Source organism: Micromonospora sp. NPDC048835, assembly GCF_040649995.1.
Lineage (GTDB): Bacteria > Actinomycetota > Actinomycetes > Mycobacteriales > Micromonosporaceae > Micromonospora.
The window spans coordinates 524,200-540,317 of sequence record NZ_JBEZGM010000001.1 but is presented as its reverse complement, the minus strand read 5'-3'; the positions used below and the strand labels follow the sequence as shown (position 1 = coordinate 540,317).

Sequence of the window (16,118 nt, the reverse complement as noted above, 5' to 3'; positions counted from 1 at the left end):
GACTCCCCGGGCGCGCCTACCGTTCGGCGAGGCGCTGGGCCTGCCCGGCGTGGATGTCGCTCACCCATTCCCAGCCAGGCGGAGCCGATGGACCGATCCGCGGGTCGTCGGGAGCACGGCCGTCTCGCAGCGCGTGCAGGTAGGCGCGGTCCTGCGCGATCCGTACGCGTATCTGGTCCGCACCGGCGACCGACCCGTGGCCCGGCACGAGGACATCGACTCTGTCCGCCACGCCCTCAAGCAGACTCAGCCCCGTGAGGTACTCCTCGATCGGGTCATTGGCGCCGTCGACGTCGTCGAGCATCGGAATGAAGATGTCGGACAGCATGTCGCCGGCCACGAGGACACCCCGATCCTCGATCAGGAGTGCCGCGTGGCCCGGGGAGTGCGCCGGATGTTCGATGACCCGGACCTCAGGGCCGTCCCAGGGGACGTGCGTGGTTCCGGCGGGCAGAGCGGTGATGAGGCCGAACAGATCCAGCGGTGTCTCCTGGGCGATCTCCGGCGGCAGACCCGCCGCGGCGTGGGCTCTCCAGTCCGCGCGGGATCGCACCTCCCTCATGACATCCGCACAGCGAGCCGTGCCGTACCGGGGCACGTCACCGAACTCGCCGTGCCAGAGCACGTGATCCCAGTCCGGGTGGGTCGCGAAACCCGCGACCGGGTGCTGCCCCGTATCGGACAGGTCGGACGCGAGGCAGCGCATCTCGTCGTCGGTGATCCCGGGATCGACGAGCAACGCCCCGGCCCGGCCCCGCACGACGACGGCGTTGTTCTGGAGCAGTTCGCTCTGGTGGATCAGCACACCTTCCGCGACCTGTGTCAGCACGGGTGTCTCCTTCTCGTCGTAGCGCCGAGCGCCAAGCGTCTGTCGAAAGCGGTCCGTTGCGAAGGTCCATTCAACCCACCCGTGGATGGACCAATTGGTCGGTCAGCGCGTTAGGGTCGGCGCGTGACGGTCGACTTCTCCGGGCCGGTGCCGGAGCTCGCGCTCGACGTGGACCGGTCCGCCGACGTGCCGTTGGGGCGTCAGGTCCAGGACACACTGCGAAGCGCCATCCGGTCCGGGCGGGTGCGCTCCGGCGAACGTCTGCCCTCTTCCCGTCAGCTGGCCGACCAGCTGGGCGTGTCCCGCGGCCTGGTGGTCTCGGCGTACGAGCAGTTGCTGGCCGAGGGGTACGTCGTCACCACCGTCGGGTCGGGCACCCGGGTCGCCGACTCGGTGACCGCGGCGGTCACCTCCACACCGTCCGACGCTGTCGAGGTGGACTCCGCGCGCCTGGGCCCGGTGCCGCACATCGATTTCGGTTACGGCGTACCCGACCTACGGGCTTTCTGCACGCGCGACTGGCTGTGGGCGCTCGGCGATGCCATCAGGACGATGCGGACCGCCGACCTCGGCGACGGGGCTGTGGAGGGAGACCCGCAGCTCCGCGCCGTCCTGGCCGGCTACCACCGGCGGGTACGGGCGGGGTCCGTCGATGCCGCCCACACGATCGTCGTGGCGGGATTCCGCCAGGGGTTGACCTTCGTCCTCAGCGCTCTCGCCGGCCACGGCATCGAGTGGATCGGCCTGGAGGACCCGGGTCCGGGCGACCACGACCAGATCGCCCGACGGGCCGGCCTGCGGGTCTCGGCCGTCCCCGTCGACGCGGACGGTATCCGGGTGGACCGCCTGCGCGCGACGGGCGCTCGGGCCGTGCTGCTGACGCCCGCCCACCAGTGCCCGACCGGGGCGGTGCTGAGCCCGGCCCGCCGCCACGAACTGGTGCAGTGGGCGCACGAGGTGGACGGGGTGATCGTCGAGGACGACTACGACGTCGAGTTCCGCTACGACCGGCAGCCGGTCGGTTCGCTCCAGGGCCTCGCCCCTGAGCGGGTGGTGGCACTGGGATCGGTGAGCAAGACCCTGGCGCCGGCCCTCCGCATCGGTTGGGTCTTCGCCCCGCCACGATTCCGCGCCGACATCCTGACCGAGAAGCGTCTCTCCTGCCGTGGCGTTCCCCACCTCGACCAGGCGGCTCTGGCACGTCTCATCCAGACCGGCCGTTTCGACCGGCACCTGCGCAAGGTCCGGGTCAGCTACCGCCAACGCCGCGACACCCTCGTGTCGGCCGTGGCCGAGAGCATAGCGGGAGCGACGATCACCGGTCTCGACGCCGGTCACCACGCCCTGCTCCGGTTGCCGCCCGGGGTGGACGAGGAGCACGCCGTCGCCCACGCACGCGCGGCAGGCGTCGCCGTGCGGGGAGTCAGCGACTACCGGGTCACACCCGACGACGGGGCTCCCCGCGACCCCTTTCCCCCCGCACTTGTCATCGGGTTCGGGAATGTGACCATTCGGCAGATCCGCGAGGGGATCGGCGTGCTGGGCCGACTGGCCGCGGCGCGACGGTGAACGGGCCCGGGTCAGACCGCGAGGGCTCCGCCGTCCACGGGGAGGAGGACGCCGTGGATGTGTGCCGCGTCCGCGCTGGCAAGGAAGATCACCGCCGCGGCGGTGTCCTGCACGGTGCCCGTCCGCCGGTCCGGGTTGCCCTCGGCGATCTTCTCCAGGAGCGAACGGAGGTCTTCGTTCGACTCGGTGAGGGTGGGTCCAGGGGCGACGGTGTTCACCCGCACACCGTCGGCGGCCAACTCCGCGGCCCACGACCTGGTCAGCGAGTGCAGAGCGGCCTTACTGGCACCGTACAGCGAGGTGAATTTGATTCCCTCGACGCCGCCGATCGAACCCATGTTGATCACAGAGCCACCGCCCTGCTCCACCATGCCGGGGACCAGGGCCGCCGTCAGCAGGAACGGTGCCTTGATGTTGACCTCCAGCACCCGGTCGATCTGCTCGTCGGTCGACTCCGTCATCGGGTGGGGCGGCACGAGAAAGGCCGCGTTGTTGACCAGGATGTCGATCGGCCGACCCGCCAGGGCCGTCGCCTCCTGCGCGAGGCGGCGGATCTCGGAGCCACCGGCGGAGAGGTCGGCCTCTACGTAGTGGGCGACACCGCCCTCCGCGGTGATTCCGTCGACTACCTGGGCTCCGCTCTCCGGGCCGAGTCCGGTCACGATGACGATGGCGCCCTCCCGGGCCATCGCCTCTGCCACACCGCGCCCGATGCCGCTTGTCGAGCCGGTGACCAGTGCAGCGCGTCCCTCAAGACGATTCATGTCGCTACCTCCCGTTATTAGTGCTATGTCCATGGACGCCGGGACGACCAACCTCTCGTCGAACCTCGCCCATAATTGCTTGTACAAGCAAGCATACCTCGGCAATAGCCACGCACAGTAACCGTATGAGGCCACGCCCGTGGGGTCGGCGTGTTTGGCCGTACCCTCGGGAGAGCGCGAGGGGCCGACATCAGGAACCCGAGTCGATCACAATGTCGTAGCCGACATCTAGGCTCGCGCGGTGAGCATCAACGGCAACTGGCTACGCGTCTCGCCGGGCGAACTCGAGCAGGCCAAGAGCGACCTCGACTGGGCCTACGAGCTTGCCATGCAGGAACGGGACGACCACTCCGACCGGTGGGCTGCCACCGACAAGGCGTGGCAAGGGCTCGAATTCCTCCTCGATCGGCTCGGCTTCGACATTCCGCTGGTGCTCGGCGCGGAGCGGTTCGTGGAGCTGCCGGACGTCGAGCCCGACAGCGACGAGATGTACGACTTCCTGGAGGACCTCGACGACGACTGGGGTTACGGGCCGCCCTCGTACCTGACGCCGGTCCAGGTGGCGACGGCGGCCTCGCGACTGGCCGCGCTCACCGAAGAGGGCCTCATCCGGGGCGTCGACCCGCAGGAGTTGACCCGCGCCGACGTCTACCCCGACACCTGGGACAGACCCGGTGCCCTTGCCTGGGTGGCCCACTATCTGCCAGGCGTCCAGAACTTCTTCGCCGCGGCGGCCAGGGATGGTGCCGCGGTGATCTGCTGGCTTGACTGATCGACGGCTGAGCCCGCACCCTCTCCTCACCGTTCCGGGCGGGGCACGGCAGGCCGCTCGGCGGGGTTGGCTCGGCTGCGCATCATGTCCGAGATGGCGATACCAGCCAGGACGAGGACGGCCACGACGGCCACCGTCAGTGGCGGCACAAGGGTCATGGCGGGCGAGACCCCCACGAGCACGAGCGCGCCGATGATCCGGGACCGCGAGACCCGGGCGAACACCGCGTGCTCCACCAGGGCACGCCCGATCAGGAACAGGATCGGCCCGCCGAGGATGGCGACGGTCCAGGCCACGTCGGTGTGCCCGAACGGGTGCCTGATCACGATCTCGAAGCCGACGGCGACCGCGACGATGCCCGTGACCATGAGGACGTGCGCGATGAACGCCTCCCGGATGAGGCGCGCTGGTTCGCGCGCTCCGGCGAGCGCCTCGGGCAAGAGTTGGCCCACCTTGAAGACGTAGACCCGGAAGAGCAGCACGGTGGTGGCGAACGAGACGGCGAAGGCCGCGATGGCTCCGGCCTGCCGGAACGAGGTGTCACTGTAGGCCGAGCCGGTCGTCAGAATGAGCTCGCCGAGCGCGATGATGAAGAACTGCCGGTACCGCTCGGAGATGTACTCCGCGGAGACCGGCCACTGCTGCGGGGTGGCAAGGGTCCACGGGGCGGGGTAGAAGAGCAGCAGCGCCGTGCCGTCGATGACGATGGCGAGCGCCCACAGCAGCCCACGCGCCGGGTCCGGCAGAATCGCCCCGGCGATCCACGGGACTGCGGACAGTGAGAACCAGAGGAGCACCCCGGCGGCTCGGCGCTGGGCCGGGTGACCGCGCAGCGCCGGCACGATGATGAGGCCCCGAATGATGTGGACGGCGACGTAGGCGCCGGCGAACGCCAGGCTGCCGTCGCCGAACGCCCGGGGCACCGTGACCGCCATGGCCATCGCCCCGAGCATCGCCACGTAGACAAGCGCCTGAAGCTGCGGCGCCTGCGCGTCGTAGATGTCGGTGACCCACGCCGTGACGAACCAGAGAACGAGGAACGCCAACAGCAGCAGCAGCGTCTCGCTCCCATCGGTGACGACCGCCCGCCGCTCGGTGAGGTCCTCGACCAGCCGGTGGGACACCCGGTTCAGGGCGAAGACGAACACCAGGTCGAAGAAGAGCTCGAGGAGGCTCGGCCGCTCCGGTTGCCCCGGCTTACGCAGCAGCGCTGTCGCCCTCGTTGACATACGGCCGCCCGATTTCGCCGGTTTCGGTCCTCCTCCGGGAATTGATACCACGCCGCAGGGGTCTCCGAGGTCGTTACCGTGACGACGGTGCCCTCCCGGCGCCCGCCCACGCACGACGTTCGGCTGGGTGGGTGTCCCAGCCGAACGTCCTGCCTGACCGGGTACGCCTACGGCAGCCACCACGGCGCGAAGTACGGCGCGGAGGCTCCCTCGGTCGAGAACGACCAACCGCCCGCCGGCGCGCTCTGCAACCTGACCACGACGCTCGCCACGTACATCGAGCTGACCGGGCGGAAGTCGACGTCGTTGTACCAGGTCTTCCCGTTCGGGGCGCAGAAGTCCGACACGCTGTCGGTGTAGGGCACCACCACGCCGTTCTGGTAGGTGACGACCATCTGGACCCGGACGCACTCGCCGGAGGCGTTGTTGACGTAGATCCGCCCGAGCAGCCGCGGCTCCCAGGCGCCGTTGACGAGATCCCACTCCAGCCGGCCGTCGGCCTTGGGATCTCCGGAGATGTTGCCCAGGTCGCCGTCGCCGAAGTCGAAGTGCGGCTGGGTGATGGAGAACCGGTCCGTGCGCTGCACCGCGGCCTGCGCCGGGCTCGCCCCGATCAGCGCGATTGCGCACACCACGGGCAGTACCAGGAGCCGGGCCGCCGTTCTGCTGATTCGCATGTCTTCTTCCTCCTCGATCGCGCCGCGGTCACGTCGCGGCGTCTGAGATCGAGTCTCGGCAGGGGCCTCAGGGTCACGTCACGATCCGCTCAGGGGCGCGGTTCGGCGCTGACGCACCATGACGCCACCCTGAGGTCCGCCCGGACGATGGTGTTTCCCGACCCGCGCGGGCCGGCGAGAGTGAGGGAGCGTCATGCGCACGGAGGACATCGCACGACGGACGGTGGCGGGCGCGGTCGCCGTCGCGCTGGGTACGGCGGCCGGGGCGGTCCCACCGGACCGGCCCGCTCAGGCGGGAGGGTTCGCACCGGTGCGGGTCGAGGAGGTCAGCGAGAACGACGGTGGCGCCAGCAAGGTCGTCACCGTGACCTGCCCGGGGGCGCGGTCGGTCTTCGGGTCGGGCGCCCGGATCGTGAACGGGAACGGCGGTGTCGTGCTGACCGCGATGGAGCCCGACGCGGAGCTGACCACGGTGACCGTCACCGCGACGGCGCGGACGGGGCACGTGGGCGCGTGGTCGGTGGTGGCCTACGCCACGTGCGACACGTCGAGTAGCCCACCGGTGCGGGCGACGGCCACCGTCGGATCGGCGTCGACGGCGGAGGTGAGCTGCCCGGACAGCACCAGGTTGGTCGGCACCGGCTTCCGTTTGGAAGGCGACGTGGACCAGACGTACGTCGACGAGGTCACGTTCGGCCCCGGGCTGCGGACGGTCCGGGTGCACGCGGGCGGCACCGCCGCCCCGGCGGGTCTGACCGCCGTCGGGGTCTGCAAGGAGCCGACCCAGCCGACCGGGCCGCCCGGCGTCCGCGTCGAGGCCGCCAGCGGCCTCGACGACACCTGGCCGAAGACGGTCGTCACCGCCCATTCCGGGCCGGGGACCCACGTGTACGGCGTCGGTGGCCGGGTGACGGGCGCGGGAGAGTTCTTCCTCAGCGCGCTCGTGCCCAGCCCGACCCTGCGCCAGGCGGGTGCCGAGGCCGTCCAGGCCAGCCAGTTGCCGGGGGCGGCCGCCGCTCGGGCCGGCGCGGAGGGAGACGGCGAGGGCTCGGTGACCGTCGCCGGCGTCGAGCTGGCCGCCTTCCACTGACCGGCCACCGGTCGCCGCCGGTCAACGCCCGCAGTCGGGGGTCGTACGCTTCCGACCGTTGGCGGTGGCCGGCGAACCGCGGCGGTCGACGGCCTGCGGCTGCCGGACCGGGTGGGCGGGCGCGAGGATCAGCTCGTCCGGCGGGTGCACGCCGATGGACCGCATCGCCTCGCGGTACCGGGCGAGGGCCCGACGTGCCTCACCGTGCTGGCCGCCGGCGACCAGGGCGCGCACCAACGCCCGGTGCGCCGACTGGTCGTACGCATCCCGCTCCAACAACCGCAGCAGGTACGCCACCGCCGCCGACGGACCCGCCGTGGCCCGGCTGACCTGGGCCAGCATGCGCAGCATGCCGAGGTATGCCGCCCGGGTCTCCTCGCGCAGCGGGCCGGACCAGTCGGCGTACGGCTCGTCCTCGAACGCGTCGGCACGGTACTGCCGGTCGGCGGACAGCAGAACCGTCCGCCCCTCCGCCAGGGCTCCGCGTTCGAGCAGCCGGCGCGCGTGCGCGACGTGCGCGAGGAACTCCTCGACGTCCACCCGCAGGCGGTTGACGTCGAGCGCGATGCACGCCTGGTCGGCGACGAGGAAGTGGTCGGGGGCGAACGTCTTCGTCGGGTCGAGCACCCCGCGGACGATCGAGAGCAGGACCGACAGCCGGTGGCCGGTGCGATCCGGGTCGTCGTCCGGCCAGAGCAGTTCGCACAGCTCACCTCGGGGAACCGGTCGGCCACGCCGGGCGACGAGGATCCGCACCAGGTCACGCGCCTTGCGGGACTGCCACTGGGAGGCCGGCACCGGGTGGCCGTCGAGGTGCACCTCGAACCGCCCGAGGGCCCTGATCACGACCCGCTGGTAGACCGGCCCGCCGGGCGTCCGCTCGCCGGAGCTGCCCGTCCGGTCGACCAGGGCGCCGGCGAGGGCGACCTGTTCGGCCGCGAGCAGCCCGGCCAGCCGGTCGTCGATGTGGGCCCCGGGCAACCGCCCGCGGACGACGAGCAGCCGGGCCGCCTCGACCGCCGCACCGGCCCGCGCCCATATCGCGTACGCCTCGCGCAGCGCCTCGCGGGCCCGCCCGAGGTCCTGCTCGGCCGCGGCCCGCAGTTCGAGCGCGTCGGCCAGCCCGGCCAGGTCGCCCTGGGCGCGCGCGATGCGGGCCGCCTCGCCGGCGAGCGTGGTGGCCCGGTCGGGCGCGGCCATCCGCAGCGCGACCCAACCCTGCGCCAGTAGCGCCGGCACGACGATCTCGTGCGGGACGTCCCCGGCGGCCCGGTCGGCGTGCCGCGCCGCGGCCGACACGTCGTCGTCGAGTCGTACCAACGCCAGCCCGGCGAGCGCGGGCACGAGCACGTGCGCGTTGCCGGTCTCCTCGGTGACCCGGATCGTCTCCTCGTACGCGGCGCACGCCTGCTCGCGCCAGCCTCGCCGGCGGTACAGCTCGGCCAGTCCGAGCAGCGCGTGGGTGAACCGTCGGGAGCCCTTCTGCTGGTAGAACGCCAGCGCCGCCTCGTACCGCTGCACCGCCTCGTCGTACCGGCCGAGCATCGCCAGCGCCTCCGCCTGGTTGCTCGTCGCGATGGCGCGCAGGCTGGGCGCACCCGCGAGCGCGGCGTACCGGGCGGACCGCTCGGCCATCGTCAGGGCCTCGGCGTACCGGCCGGTGCGGAGGAACTGGTGTGTGCGGTTGGTGTGGATCCGGGTGAGCAGCAGGACGTCACCTGTGCGTTCCGCGATCGGCAACGCCAGGGTGAAGTGTTCCTCGCTGCCCGCGACGTCGCCGGCCACGCTGAGGCACAGGGCGACGCTGAGGTGGGTCGTGGCCAGCACATCGTCCTGCCCGGCGCTGGTCGCGGCGGCCAGTGCCCGCCGCGCGCAGCCGGTGGCGGCCTCGGTGTCGCCGGCCAGCAGGTGCGCGTGTGCGGTCCAGGCGAGCAGCAGCGCCCGGTCGACGGGCGGGGTGGACCGGGCGGGCGGCTGGTCGAGGATCGCCAGGGCCGCCCGCGCGTCACCCCGCTGGTAGTGGATGCGACCCAGCCGCCAGGTCAGGCCGGCGTCCCAGGCCTCCTCGGCGGCGGCGTCGTACTCGCGGGTGGCCGCGCCCAGGTCGCCGAGGGTGCGCAACGCGTCGCCGAGCAGCAGGCGCACGCGCCGGCTGCGATGCCGTTCGGGCAGCGCGCCGACCAGCTCGGTCACCGCGAGGGACCGACCCGCCGCGATCATCCGGTCGCCGTGTGCGTCGAGCACCCGGGCGGCCGCCGTGTGGTCACCGGCCCGCAGGTACTCCCGGGCCGCGGCGACCGGCGGCCCGTGCTCGTCGTACCAGGCAGCGGCCGCGGCGGACGTGTCGCGGACCTGGTCGGCGGTCGGCGGTCGGTGCCCGTGCCGGGCGGTCTCGACAACGATCGGCACGAGGTGCTCCTCGGGCGCCGGTGCGCCCGGCCCGGCTGCCGCCCAGGCCGGCCGGGTCAGCAGACCGGTGCGGCGTAGCCGGTCGACGATGCGCGGGGCGCCGCGATGACCGAGCGCGCGGCACAGCTCCACGCTCACCGGCGCCAGCGAGCCGACCTGGCGGAGCAGCCGGGTCGCCTCGGCCGGCAGCGCGGCGAGCACCTCGTCGGCGATGTACCGCGCGATCGGCCCACCGGGCTCGCTGAGGATCGGAGCGAGCGGCCCGGGCGGCACCCCACCCAGCCGCAGGGTCTCGGCGGACAGGTGCACGAGCGCCGGCCAACCGCCGGTCGCCGCGTACACCCGGTCGGCGAGGTCCGGTGCGGAGAGGCCGTACTCCTCGGTGATCAGGTCGGCGATCCGTTCCGGGGAGAGCGCCAGGTCGGCCGGGCCCAGCTCGGTCCAGAGGCCACTGCCGAGAAAGCGGGTGGCCGGTGCCGGCGGCGGCCACCGCGAGGCGAGGACGACTCTGATGTCGTCCGCCCGTCGCCCGACCTCGTCGAGCAGCAGGTGCAACTGCTCCGCCGAGGTCGGCGGCAGGTCGTCGACCACGATCAGCCGTTCGCCGGCCGCTGCGGCGTCGGCGACGAGCTGACGCACTGGTGCCTCGTCCCCCCGGCACCAACGGGCGCCGGCTGGGGGGAACCAGCGGCGCAGCGCGGTGGTCTTGCCGTAACCGGCGGCGGCCACCACGCAGCAGATCCCCCGCTGGTGACCTGCCCGCAACGGATGCACCGCATTCCCTCCGGCCGTGCCGCACGAATCCCGGACGGGTGGTTCGGCGCCCGTGAACCAAGGGTTCACCTGTGGCGTTCGGTGAGGCAAGGCCCCGGTCGGTCGCGTACCCGATTCAGCTCACCGCACGGACCCGCCGTCGCCGCCCCGGAGGTGGACCGAGACGGTGGCCGCCGCCGCCCGGGCCGCCTGCGGGCTGGCGGCGGCCAGGGCCGCCTCGGCGATCCGGCGGCACTCGTCACGTGTGTGCCGGGCCAGGGACTCGCGCACCGCCGGGATGCTGCGCGGTGCCATGGACAGGCTGGTGATGCCCAGGCCCGCAAGGACCAGGGCGAAGTCGGGATCCGCGGCGGACTCTCCACACACACCGACTGGCTTGCCCGCCGCGACGCCGGCTGCCGCGCAGGAGGCGAGGAGCGCGATCAGCGCGGGCTGCCACGGGTCGAGCAGGTCAGCGAGGTCGCCGCACATCCGGTCAGCGGCGAATGTGTACTGGCTGAGGTCGTTGGTGCCGACGCTGAGGAAGTCGGCGTGGCTCAGGAGCTGGCCAGCGCGCAGGGCCGCGGCCGGCACCTCGATCATCACGCCGGCGGTCGGCAGACCGTGCTCGCGGCAGGCCTGCGTGAACGTGGCCGCCTCCGCCGCCGTGGCGACCATCGGCGCCATCACCCACACGTCGGCGTCGGCCGTCGCAGCCGCCGCCGCGATCGCGTTCAACTGCGTGGTGAGTACGGAGGGTGTCTGCCGCGCGACCCGCAGGCCGCGGATGCCCAGCGCAGGGTTGGGCTCCTCGGCCAGACGCAGGAACGGCAACGGCTTGTCGGCGCCGGCGTCGAGGGTACGCACGACGATCTTGCGACCGGGTAGCGCGGCGAAGACGTCGCCGTACGCGGCGACCTGCTCCTCGTGCGACGGAGGGTCGCCGCGGTCGAGGTAGAGCAGTTCGGTGCGGAACAGGCCGACGCCCTCCACCTCGCCGGTGAGGTCACGGGCGGAGCCGATGTTGGCCAGCAGCGCGACGGGATGGCCGTCCGCGGTCCGCCCGGGGCCGTGGGAGCGGGCGCGTCGTTCGATCTCGGCGAACCGGTCCGCGTTGACGGCGGTCACCGTTTCGGCGGAGACGCCGGCCACCACGACGCCACTTGCCCCGTCGAGACTGGCAAGCGCGCCGTCGGGCAGGTCCAGGATGCCAGCGCAGCGCACCACGGCCGGGATACCGAGTGTCCGGGCCAGGATCGCGGTGTGGCTTGTCGGCCCACCCTCGGCCGTGATCAAACCCAGCACCAGGGCAGGTTCGAGGCCGGCGGTGTCGGCGGGCGCCAGGTCACCGGCGATGAGCAGGTACGGGTGCCCGGGGTCCGGCAGGCCCGGCATGGGCAGCCCCAGGCACGCCGCGACCAGGCGGTCCCGCAGGTCGTCGAGGTCGCTGACCCGCTCGGCCAGGTACCCGCCGGCGGCCTCGAAGGCGGCCCGGTGCTCGGCGAGCACGTCGGTGATCGCGTGCGGAGCGTCCGCGCCGCCGTCGATGGCGACGTCGGCCGCATCGATGAGCGTCTCGTCCTGCACCATCATGACCTGTGCGCGCAGGACCTCGGCGGCGGTCGCGTCCGGTGTGGCGTCGGCGCGACGGGTCAGGTCGGCGGCGACGGCGTCGACCGCCGCCCGCGCGGTCGCCTTCTCGGCTTCGGGATCGGGGTTCTGCACCGCTGGCGGCAGGGCCGGAGGCGGGGCCAACCGGTGGACCGGCCCCGCCGCACCACCGGGGCTGGCCCCGATCCCCCGCAGTTCACGCATCGACGGCGTCCAGGTCACGTTCGAGGAGGTCGGCCAGGGCGTCGACGGCTGCCTGCGCGTCGTCGCCGTCGGCCTCCAGGGTCACCTCGGTGCCCTTCTTGGCACCGAGCGACAGCACGGCGAGCATGCTGCGGGCCGGCACCGGCTTCCTGTCGCCGGTACGGATGGTGACCGGCACCGGCTGCTTCGCCGCCTCGGCGACGAACAGCGCCGCAGGGCGGGCGTGCAAGCCGCTGGCGGAGCCGACGAGGACTGTTCTGCTGAACAACTGATCCTCCTAGGGTTCGATCGTCACCTTGATCGCTTCACCGCGCGCCACGATGCCGAAGGCGTCGAGGGCACGGTCCAGCGGCAGTCGGTGGGTGATGAGGTCGGCGACCGGCACGAAGCCGTCGGCGATGAGTCGCAGCGCTTCCTTGTTGTGCTGCGGGCTGGAACCGTTGGCACCGACGATGGTCAGCTCGCGGTAGTGCACGAGGTTGGAGTCCAGGGAGATGACCGGCTTGTCCTTCGGCAGGCCGCCGAAGAAGCTGATCCGGCCCTGCCGCGCGGACATCTGCACCGCCTGCTCCTGGGCGACACCGGCGGCCGTGGCGGTGATGACGACGTCGGCGCCCCGGCCCTCGGTGAGCTTGAGAACGGCGTCGACGACGTCGGTCTCGGCGCCGCAGATCGCCGCGTCCGGCTGCACGAGGTCGGCGGCCAGATCGAGGCGTTCCCGGTTGAGGTCGATGAGGAACACCCGGGCCGCGCCGCGCGCCCGGGCCAGACGGACGTGCAGGCAGCCGATCGGGCCGGAGCCGACGACGACCACATCGTCGCCCTCCCCCACACCGGCGAGGGTCTGCCCGTTGAGCACACAGGCGAGGGGCTCGGCGACGGACGCCTCGGCGAAGCTGAGCCCCTCGGGGATCCGGTTGAGCCCGTCGACGGCGAGGACGTTGTGCGGCACGATCAGGTGCTCGGCGAACCCGCCGTCGAAGTGGTATCCCATCGACACCTGATTGGGGCACACCGTCATCCGGCCGCGCCGGCACTCGGCGCACTCGCCGCAGGGGATGGCGGCGATGACCTGGACCCGGTCCCCTACTCGCCAGCCCGCGACGTCGCCACCGACTTCGGTGATCTCGCCGGCGATCTCGTGGCCCATCACACGCGTCGGGGCGATGTGGTGGTGGCCGAAGCGGGAGATCTTCACGTCGGTGCCGCAGGTGGAACAGGCCCGGACGCGGATCTTCACCTCGGCGGGGCCCGGCGTCGGCTCGGGCGCGTCCTCGAAGCGGACGTCACCGGGTGCGTGAAATCGGACAACCTTCACGAGGGCTTCCCTTCAAGAATGGTGATCACGTCATCGGCGCTCGTCGCCCCCCGTAGCCGCTGCGCCTGCGCCGGGTCCACCAGCACCGAGGCGAGCTGGGCCAGGATGTCCACGTGCCCGTCACCGGCCGCGGCGATGGCGACGCAGACCCGCACGTCGAACCCGTCCCAGTCGACGCCGTCGGGGAAACGCAGCACCGCGAGGGCGTCGCGCTGGACCGACTCCTTGCTCGCGAGCGTGCCGTGCGGGATGGCGACGCCCTCCCCGACGTACGTGGAGACGCTCTGCTCGCGGGCCAGCATCGCGTCGACGTACGCCGGGGTGACCGCGCCGACCTCGACGAGTACCGCGCCGCAACGGCTGATCGCCTCGTCCCGCGACCCGGCCCGCTCGTCGAGCCGGATCGCGTCACGGGCCAGCAGCTCAGCCACTCAGCTCACCACCGCGCTGCACCGCGTTCACGACCCTGGTGACGGCCGGGTCGCCGATGAACACCTGGATCGGCACGATCACCGTGTCGGGCGCGCTGACCCGGGCCCGCGCGGCGAGCCCCTGGTGGCAGATGACCACGTCCGCGTCCGCCGGGATCGAGTTGACCGGCGTGTGCTCGACGGTCACCGCGTTCTTCGCCAGTTGCCGCCGAAGTTGGCTCGCCAGCATCACGCTGCTGCCCATGCCGGCGTCGCACGCGACGACCACCTTCTTGATCTCGGTGCCGTTGATTGTGGACATGGGGTCAGACCTCCTGCTTCGCCGACGTGCTCGGGGTGGTGTCGGGGTCGACAGCGGTGTCGGGGTCGACCGCACTCTCTTGAGCTGGGCGGACGACCGTCTCCTCGTCCGGGCCGACGGCGTCCGCGGCGGGCTCGCCGCGCCCGAAGCCGAGCAGGGCGGACGCGACCGCGAAGGTGACGGCGGCGGCGATCACGACGCCGAGAACGACCCCGACGTGACCGCCCTTGGGGGTGACGGCGAGGTAGGCGAAGATGCTGCCCGGAGAGGGGGTGGCGACCAGGCCCGCGCCGGTGATCACGAAGGTGCCGACGCCGGCCGCGCCCCCGGCGATCATGGCGAGGATCAGCTTCGGCTTCATCAGTACGTACGGGAAGTAGATCTCGTGGATGCCGCCGAGGAACTGCACGATGATCGCGGCCGGGGCGCTGGGGCGCAGCGCGCGGGGGCCGAAGACCATGAAGGCGAGCAGCAGACCGAGGCCCGGGCCGGGGTTCGACTCGATCATGAACAGGATCGACTTGCCCTTGTCGGCCGCCTCGGCAATGCCCAGCGGGCCGAACACGCCGTGGTTGATGGCGTTGTTGAGGAAGAGCACCTTGGCGGGTTCGACGAGCACCGAGGTCAGCGGCAGCAGGTCCTTGCCGACCAGCCAGTCGACGCCCGAGCCGGCCTGCTTGGTGAGCCATTCGACCACCGGGCCGATGCCGTAGACGCCGCCGATGGCCATGGCGGCGCCGATGATGCCGGCACTGAAGTTGTCGACGAGCATTTCGAAGCCGGGGCGGATCTTGTCCTCGACCAGGCCGTCGAACAGCTTGAGGACATAGGCCGTGAGTGGCCCAATGATCATCGCACCGAGGATCATCGGCACGTCCGCGCCGACGACGAGACCCATGGTGGCCACCGCGCCCACGACGGCACCGCGCTGGCCGTGGACCAGCCGGCCGCCGGTGTAGCCGATGAGCACCGGTAGCAGGATGCTGATCATCGGGCCGACCAGTTCGGCAAGGGTCGCGTTGGGGGTCCAGCCGGTCGGGATGAACAGCGCGGTGATCAGGCCCCAGGCGATGAACGCGCCGATGTTGGGCATGACCATCGCGGCCAGGTAGCCGCCGAGTCGCTGCACTGTGGCTCTGAGGCCCTGGCCCTTTACCTCTGGTGTGTAGGAGGAGGAGGTCACGGGGTATCTCCTTCTTGAGGGCGGTCCAGACGGCCGCAGGGGGAATAAGCTCGTCCGATCAGGTGTGGATGGTGACGTCGTGGCGGAACAGGTCTGCGGGGCCGGGCATCCGGCTGCCGGGCAGGCTCACCGCGGCGGCGCCCCAGGCCAGGCCCTCGGCGAGGGCGGCGGCACCCTCTGCGCCGGCAGCGAGGAACCCGGCGAGGAGCGCGTCGCCTGCACCGACGGTGCTACGGGGCCGGGAAACGGGACAGGTGCCGGTGTGGACGCCTCCGGCGTCGACCAGGACAGCGCCGTCAGCGCCGAGGCTGACCACGACGGTGCCCGCTCCCCACGCCCGCAGGCGCTGCGCGGCGTCGACCACATCGTCGAGGCCCGTCAGCGGGGCGCCGACCACGTCGGCCAGTTCCTCGCGGTTGGGTTTGAGTAGGGTCGCCCCGGCCAGGGCCGCCTCGCGCAGAGCGGGACCGCTGGTGTCGACGGCGACCCTGACGCCTGCGGCGCGCAGCTTCCGGCACACCTGGGCGTAGGCATCGGCGGGCAGGCCGGGCGGGACGCTGCCGCACAGCACGACCCAGTCGGCACCGCTGGCGTTGGCGAGCACCCGATCGATCACCCCGTCGAACTCGGCCCGGTACATGGCCGGACCCGGCTCGTTGATTTTGGTGACCGTGCCGTCGGGCTCGGCCAGGGTGATGTTGGAACGGGTCCTTCCGGAGATCGACACGGCGAGGACCTCCACACCCTCGGCCTCGAGGAGGCGGATGAGCTGGTTGCCCTCGTCACCGCCGGAGGGCACCACCGCTACCGACGGCACGCCGTTGGCCAGCAGGGCACGGGACACGTTGACGCCCTTGCCACCGGGGTCGAGGTGGGCTGCGGCGGCCCGGATGACCTTCCCCCGGGTGAGCGAGTCGACCTCCACGGCCCGGTCGAGGCTGGGGTTGAGGGTGACGGTGACGATCATGCCCGGCCGGC

15 protein-coding genes are annotated in these 16,118 nt (G+C 72.2%); 3 read left to right on the top strand and 12 right to left on the bottom strand.

Features of this window, described 5'->3' with window-relative positions:
- Positions 1 to 16: 16 nt before the first annotated feature.
- The gene (locus AB0C15_RS02265) at positions 17 to 829 is read right to left on the bottom strand and encodes an MBL fold metallo-hydrolase (protein ID WP_357347801.1); all 813 of its coding nucleotides are present in this window, start codon (positions 827 to 829) and stop codon (positions 17 to 19) included.
- A gap of 123 nt (positions 830 to 952) precedes the next feature.
- Between AB0C15_RS02265 and AB0C15_RS02260 the strand changes: the two genes are divergently transcribed.
- Positions 953 to 2,398 (top strand): PLP-dependent aminotransferase family protein, encoded by a 1,446-nt coding sequence (locus AB0C15_RS02260; RefSeq protein ID WP_357347799.1) that lies wholly within the window; start codon positions 953 to 955, stop codon positions 2,396 to 2,398.
- A gap of 11 nt (positions 2,399 to 2,409) precedes the next feature.
- Here the strand turns inward: AB0C15_RS02260 and AB0C15_RS02255 are convergent, their stop codons facing one another.
- Complete coding sequence (locus tag AB0C15_RS02255; protein ID WP_357347797.1) at positions 2,410 to 3,162, bottom strand: SDR family oxidoreductase; 753 nt, start codon at positions 3,160 to 3,162, stop codon at positions 2,410 to 2,412.
- Between the two features lie 241 nt (positions 3,163 to 3,403).
- On the opposite strand from AB0C15_RS02255, the gene AB0C15_RS02250 reads away from it, so the two are divergent.
- Positions 3,404 to 3,934 (top strand): YfbM family protein, encoded by a 531-nt coding sequence (locus AB0C15_RS02250; RefSeq protein ID WP_357347795.1) that lies wholly within the window; start codon positions 3,404 to 3,406, stop codon positions 3,932 to 3,934.
- 26 nt (positions 3,935 to 3,960) lie between these two features.
- Here AB0C15_RS02250 and AB0C15_RS02245 read toward each other — a convergent pair whose 3' ends face one another.
- Both AB0C15_RS02245 and AB0C15_RS02240 read right to left on the bottom strand, forming a co-directional pair.
- On the bottom strand, positions 3,961 to 5,163 hold the full coding sequence (locus AB0C15_RS02245) for a low temperature requirement protein A (RefSeq protein ID WP_357347793.1): 1,203 nt from the start codon (positions 5,161 to 5,163) through the stop codon (positions 3,961 to 3,963).
- A 167-nt stretch (positions 5,164 to 5,330) separates the two neighbouring features.
- Complete coding sequence (locus tag AB0C15_RS02240; RefSeq protein WP_357347791.1) at positions 5,331 to 5,840, bottom strand: hypothetical protein; 510 nt, start codon at positions 5,838 to 5,840, stop codon at positions 5,331 to 5,333.
- Between the two features lie 193 nt (positions 5,841 to 6,033).
- On the opposite strand from AB0C15_RS02240, the gene AB0C15_RS02235 reads away from it, so the two are divergent.
- Positions 6,034 to 6,930: a hypothetical protein gene (locus tag AB0C15_RS02235; protein WP_357347789.1), complete on the top strand. Its 897-nt coding sequence runs from the start codon at positions 6,034 to 6,036 to the stop codon at positions 6,928 to 6,930.
- Positions 6,931 to 6,951: 21 nt separating this feature from the next.
- Here AB0C15_RS02235 and AB0C15_RS02230 read toward each other — a convergent pair whose 3' ends face one another.
- The 8 genes from AB0C15_RS02230 to pfkB form a co-directional block, all read right to left on the bottom strand.
- The gene (locus AB0C15_RS02230) at positions 6,952 to 10,104 is read right to left on the bottom strand and encodes a BTAD domain-containing putative transcriptional regulator (protein ID WP_357347787.1); all 3,153 of its coding nucleotides are present in this window, start codon (positions 10,102 to 10,104) and stop codon (positions 6,952 to 6,954) included.
- Between the two features lie 129 nt (positions 10,105 to 10,233).
- On the bottom strand, positions 10,234 to 11,907 hold the full coding sequence (ptsP, locus tag AB0C15_RS02225; protein WP_357347785.1) for a phosphoenolpyruvate--protein phosphotransferase: 1,674 nt from the start codon (positions 11,905 to 11,907) through the stop codon (positions 10,234 to 10,236).
- Positions 11,900 to 12,175 carry an HPr family phosphocarrier protein gene (locus tag AB0C15_RS02220; RefSeq protein WP_357347783.1) on the bottom strand — a complete coding sequence of 92 codons (276 nt, stop codon included), beginning with the start codon at positions 12,173 to 12,175 and terminating at the stop codon, positions 11,900 to 11,902. Before AB0C15_RS02220 ends, ptsP begins: the two co-directional genes overlap by 8 nt.
- A gap of 9 nt (positions 12,176 to 12,184) precedes the next feature.
- The gene (locus AB0C15_RS02215) at positions 12,185 to 13,225 is read right to left on the bottom strand and encodes a zinc-dependent dehydrogenase (protein WP_357347781.1); all 1,041 of its coding nucleotides are present in this window, start codon (positions 13,223 to 13,225) and stop codon (positions 12,185 to 12,187) included.
- The gene (locus AB0C15_RS02210) at positions 13,222 to 13,656 is read right to left on the bottom strand and encodes a PTS sugar transporter subunit IIA (protein WP_357347779.1); all 435 of its coding nucleotides are present in this window, start codon (positions 13,654 to 13,656) and stop codon (positions 13,222 to 13,224) included. Before AB0C15_RS02210 ends, AB0C15_RS02215 begins: the two co-directional genes overlap by 4 nt.
- Positions 13,649 to 13,957 (bottom strand): PTS lactose transporter subunit IIB, encoded by a 309-nt coding sequence (locus AB0C15_RS02205; protein ID WP_179779917.1) that lies wholly within the window; start codon positions 13,955 to 13,957, stop codon positions 13,649 to 13,651. The genes AB0C15_RS02210 and AB0C15_RS02205 overlap by 8 nt, the downstream gene beginning before the upstream one ends.
- Before the next feature lie 4 nt (positions 13,958 to 13,961).
- Positions 13,962 to 15,140 (bottom strand): PTS mannitol transporter subunit IICB, encoded by a 1,179-nt coding sequence (locus AB0C15_RS02200; RefSeq protein WP_357347777.1) that lies wholly within the window; start codon positions 15,138 to 15,140, stop codon positions 13,962 to 13,964.
- A gap of 58 nt (positions 15,141 to 15,198) precedes the next feature.
- Complete coding sequence (gene pfkB / locus AB0C15_RS02195; protein WP_357347775.1) at positions 15,199 to 16,107, bottom strand: 1-phosphofructokinase; 909 nt, start codon at positions 16,105 to 16,107, stop codon at positions 15,199 to 15,201.
- Between the last annotated feature and the right edge of the window lie 11 nt (positions 16,108 to 16,118).

Excerpts from the sequence above, each read along its gene's own strand:
- AB0C15_RS02255 (WP_357347797.1), bottom strand. The coding sequence starts at position 3,162 with ATGAATCGTCTTGAGGGACGCGCTGCACTGGTCACCGGCTCGACAAGC.
- AB0C15_RS02245 (WP_357347793.1), bottom strand. The coding sequence starts at position 5,163 with ATGTCAACGAGGGCGACAGCGCTGCTGCGTAAGCCGGGGCAACCGGAG.
- AB0C15_RS02240 (WP_357347791.1), bottom strand. The coding sequence starts at position 5,840 with ATGCGAATCAGCAGAACGGCGGCCCGGCTCCTGGTACTGCCCGTGGTG.
- AB0C15_RS02235 (WP_357347789.1), top strand. The coding sequence starts at position 6,034 with ATGCGCACGGAGGACATCGCACGACGGACGGTGGCGGGCGCGGTCGCC.
- ptsP (WP_357347785.1), bottom strand. The coding sequence starts at position 11,907 with ATGCGTGAACTGCGGGGGATCGGGGCCAGCCCCGGTGGTGCGGCGGGG.
- AB0C15_RS02205 (WP_179779917.1), bottom strand. The coding sequence starts at position 13,957 with ATGTCCACAATCAACGGCACCGAGATCAAGAAGGTGGTCGTCGCGTGC.
- pfkB (WP_357347775.1), bottom strand. The coding sequence starts at position 16,107 with ATGATCGTCACCGTCACCCTCAACCCCAGCCTCGACCGGGCCGTGGAG.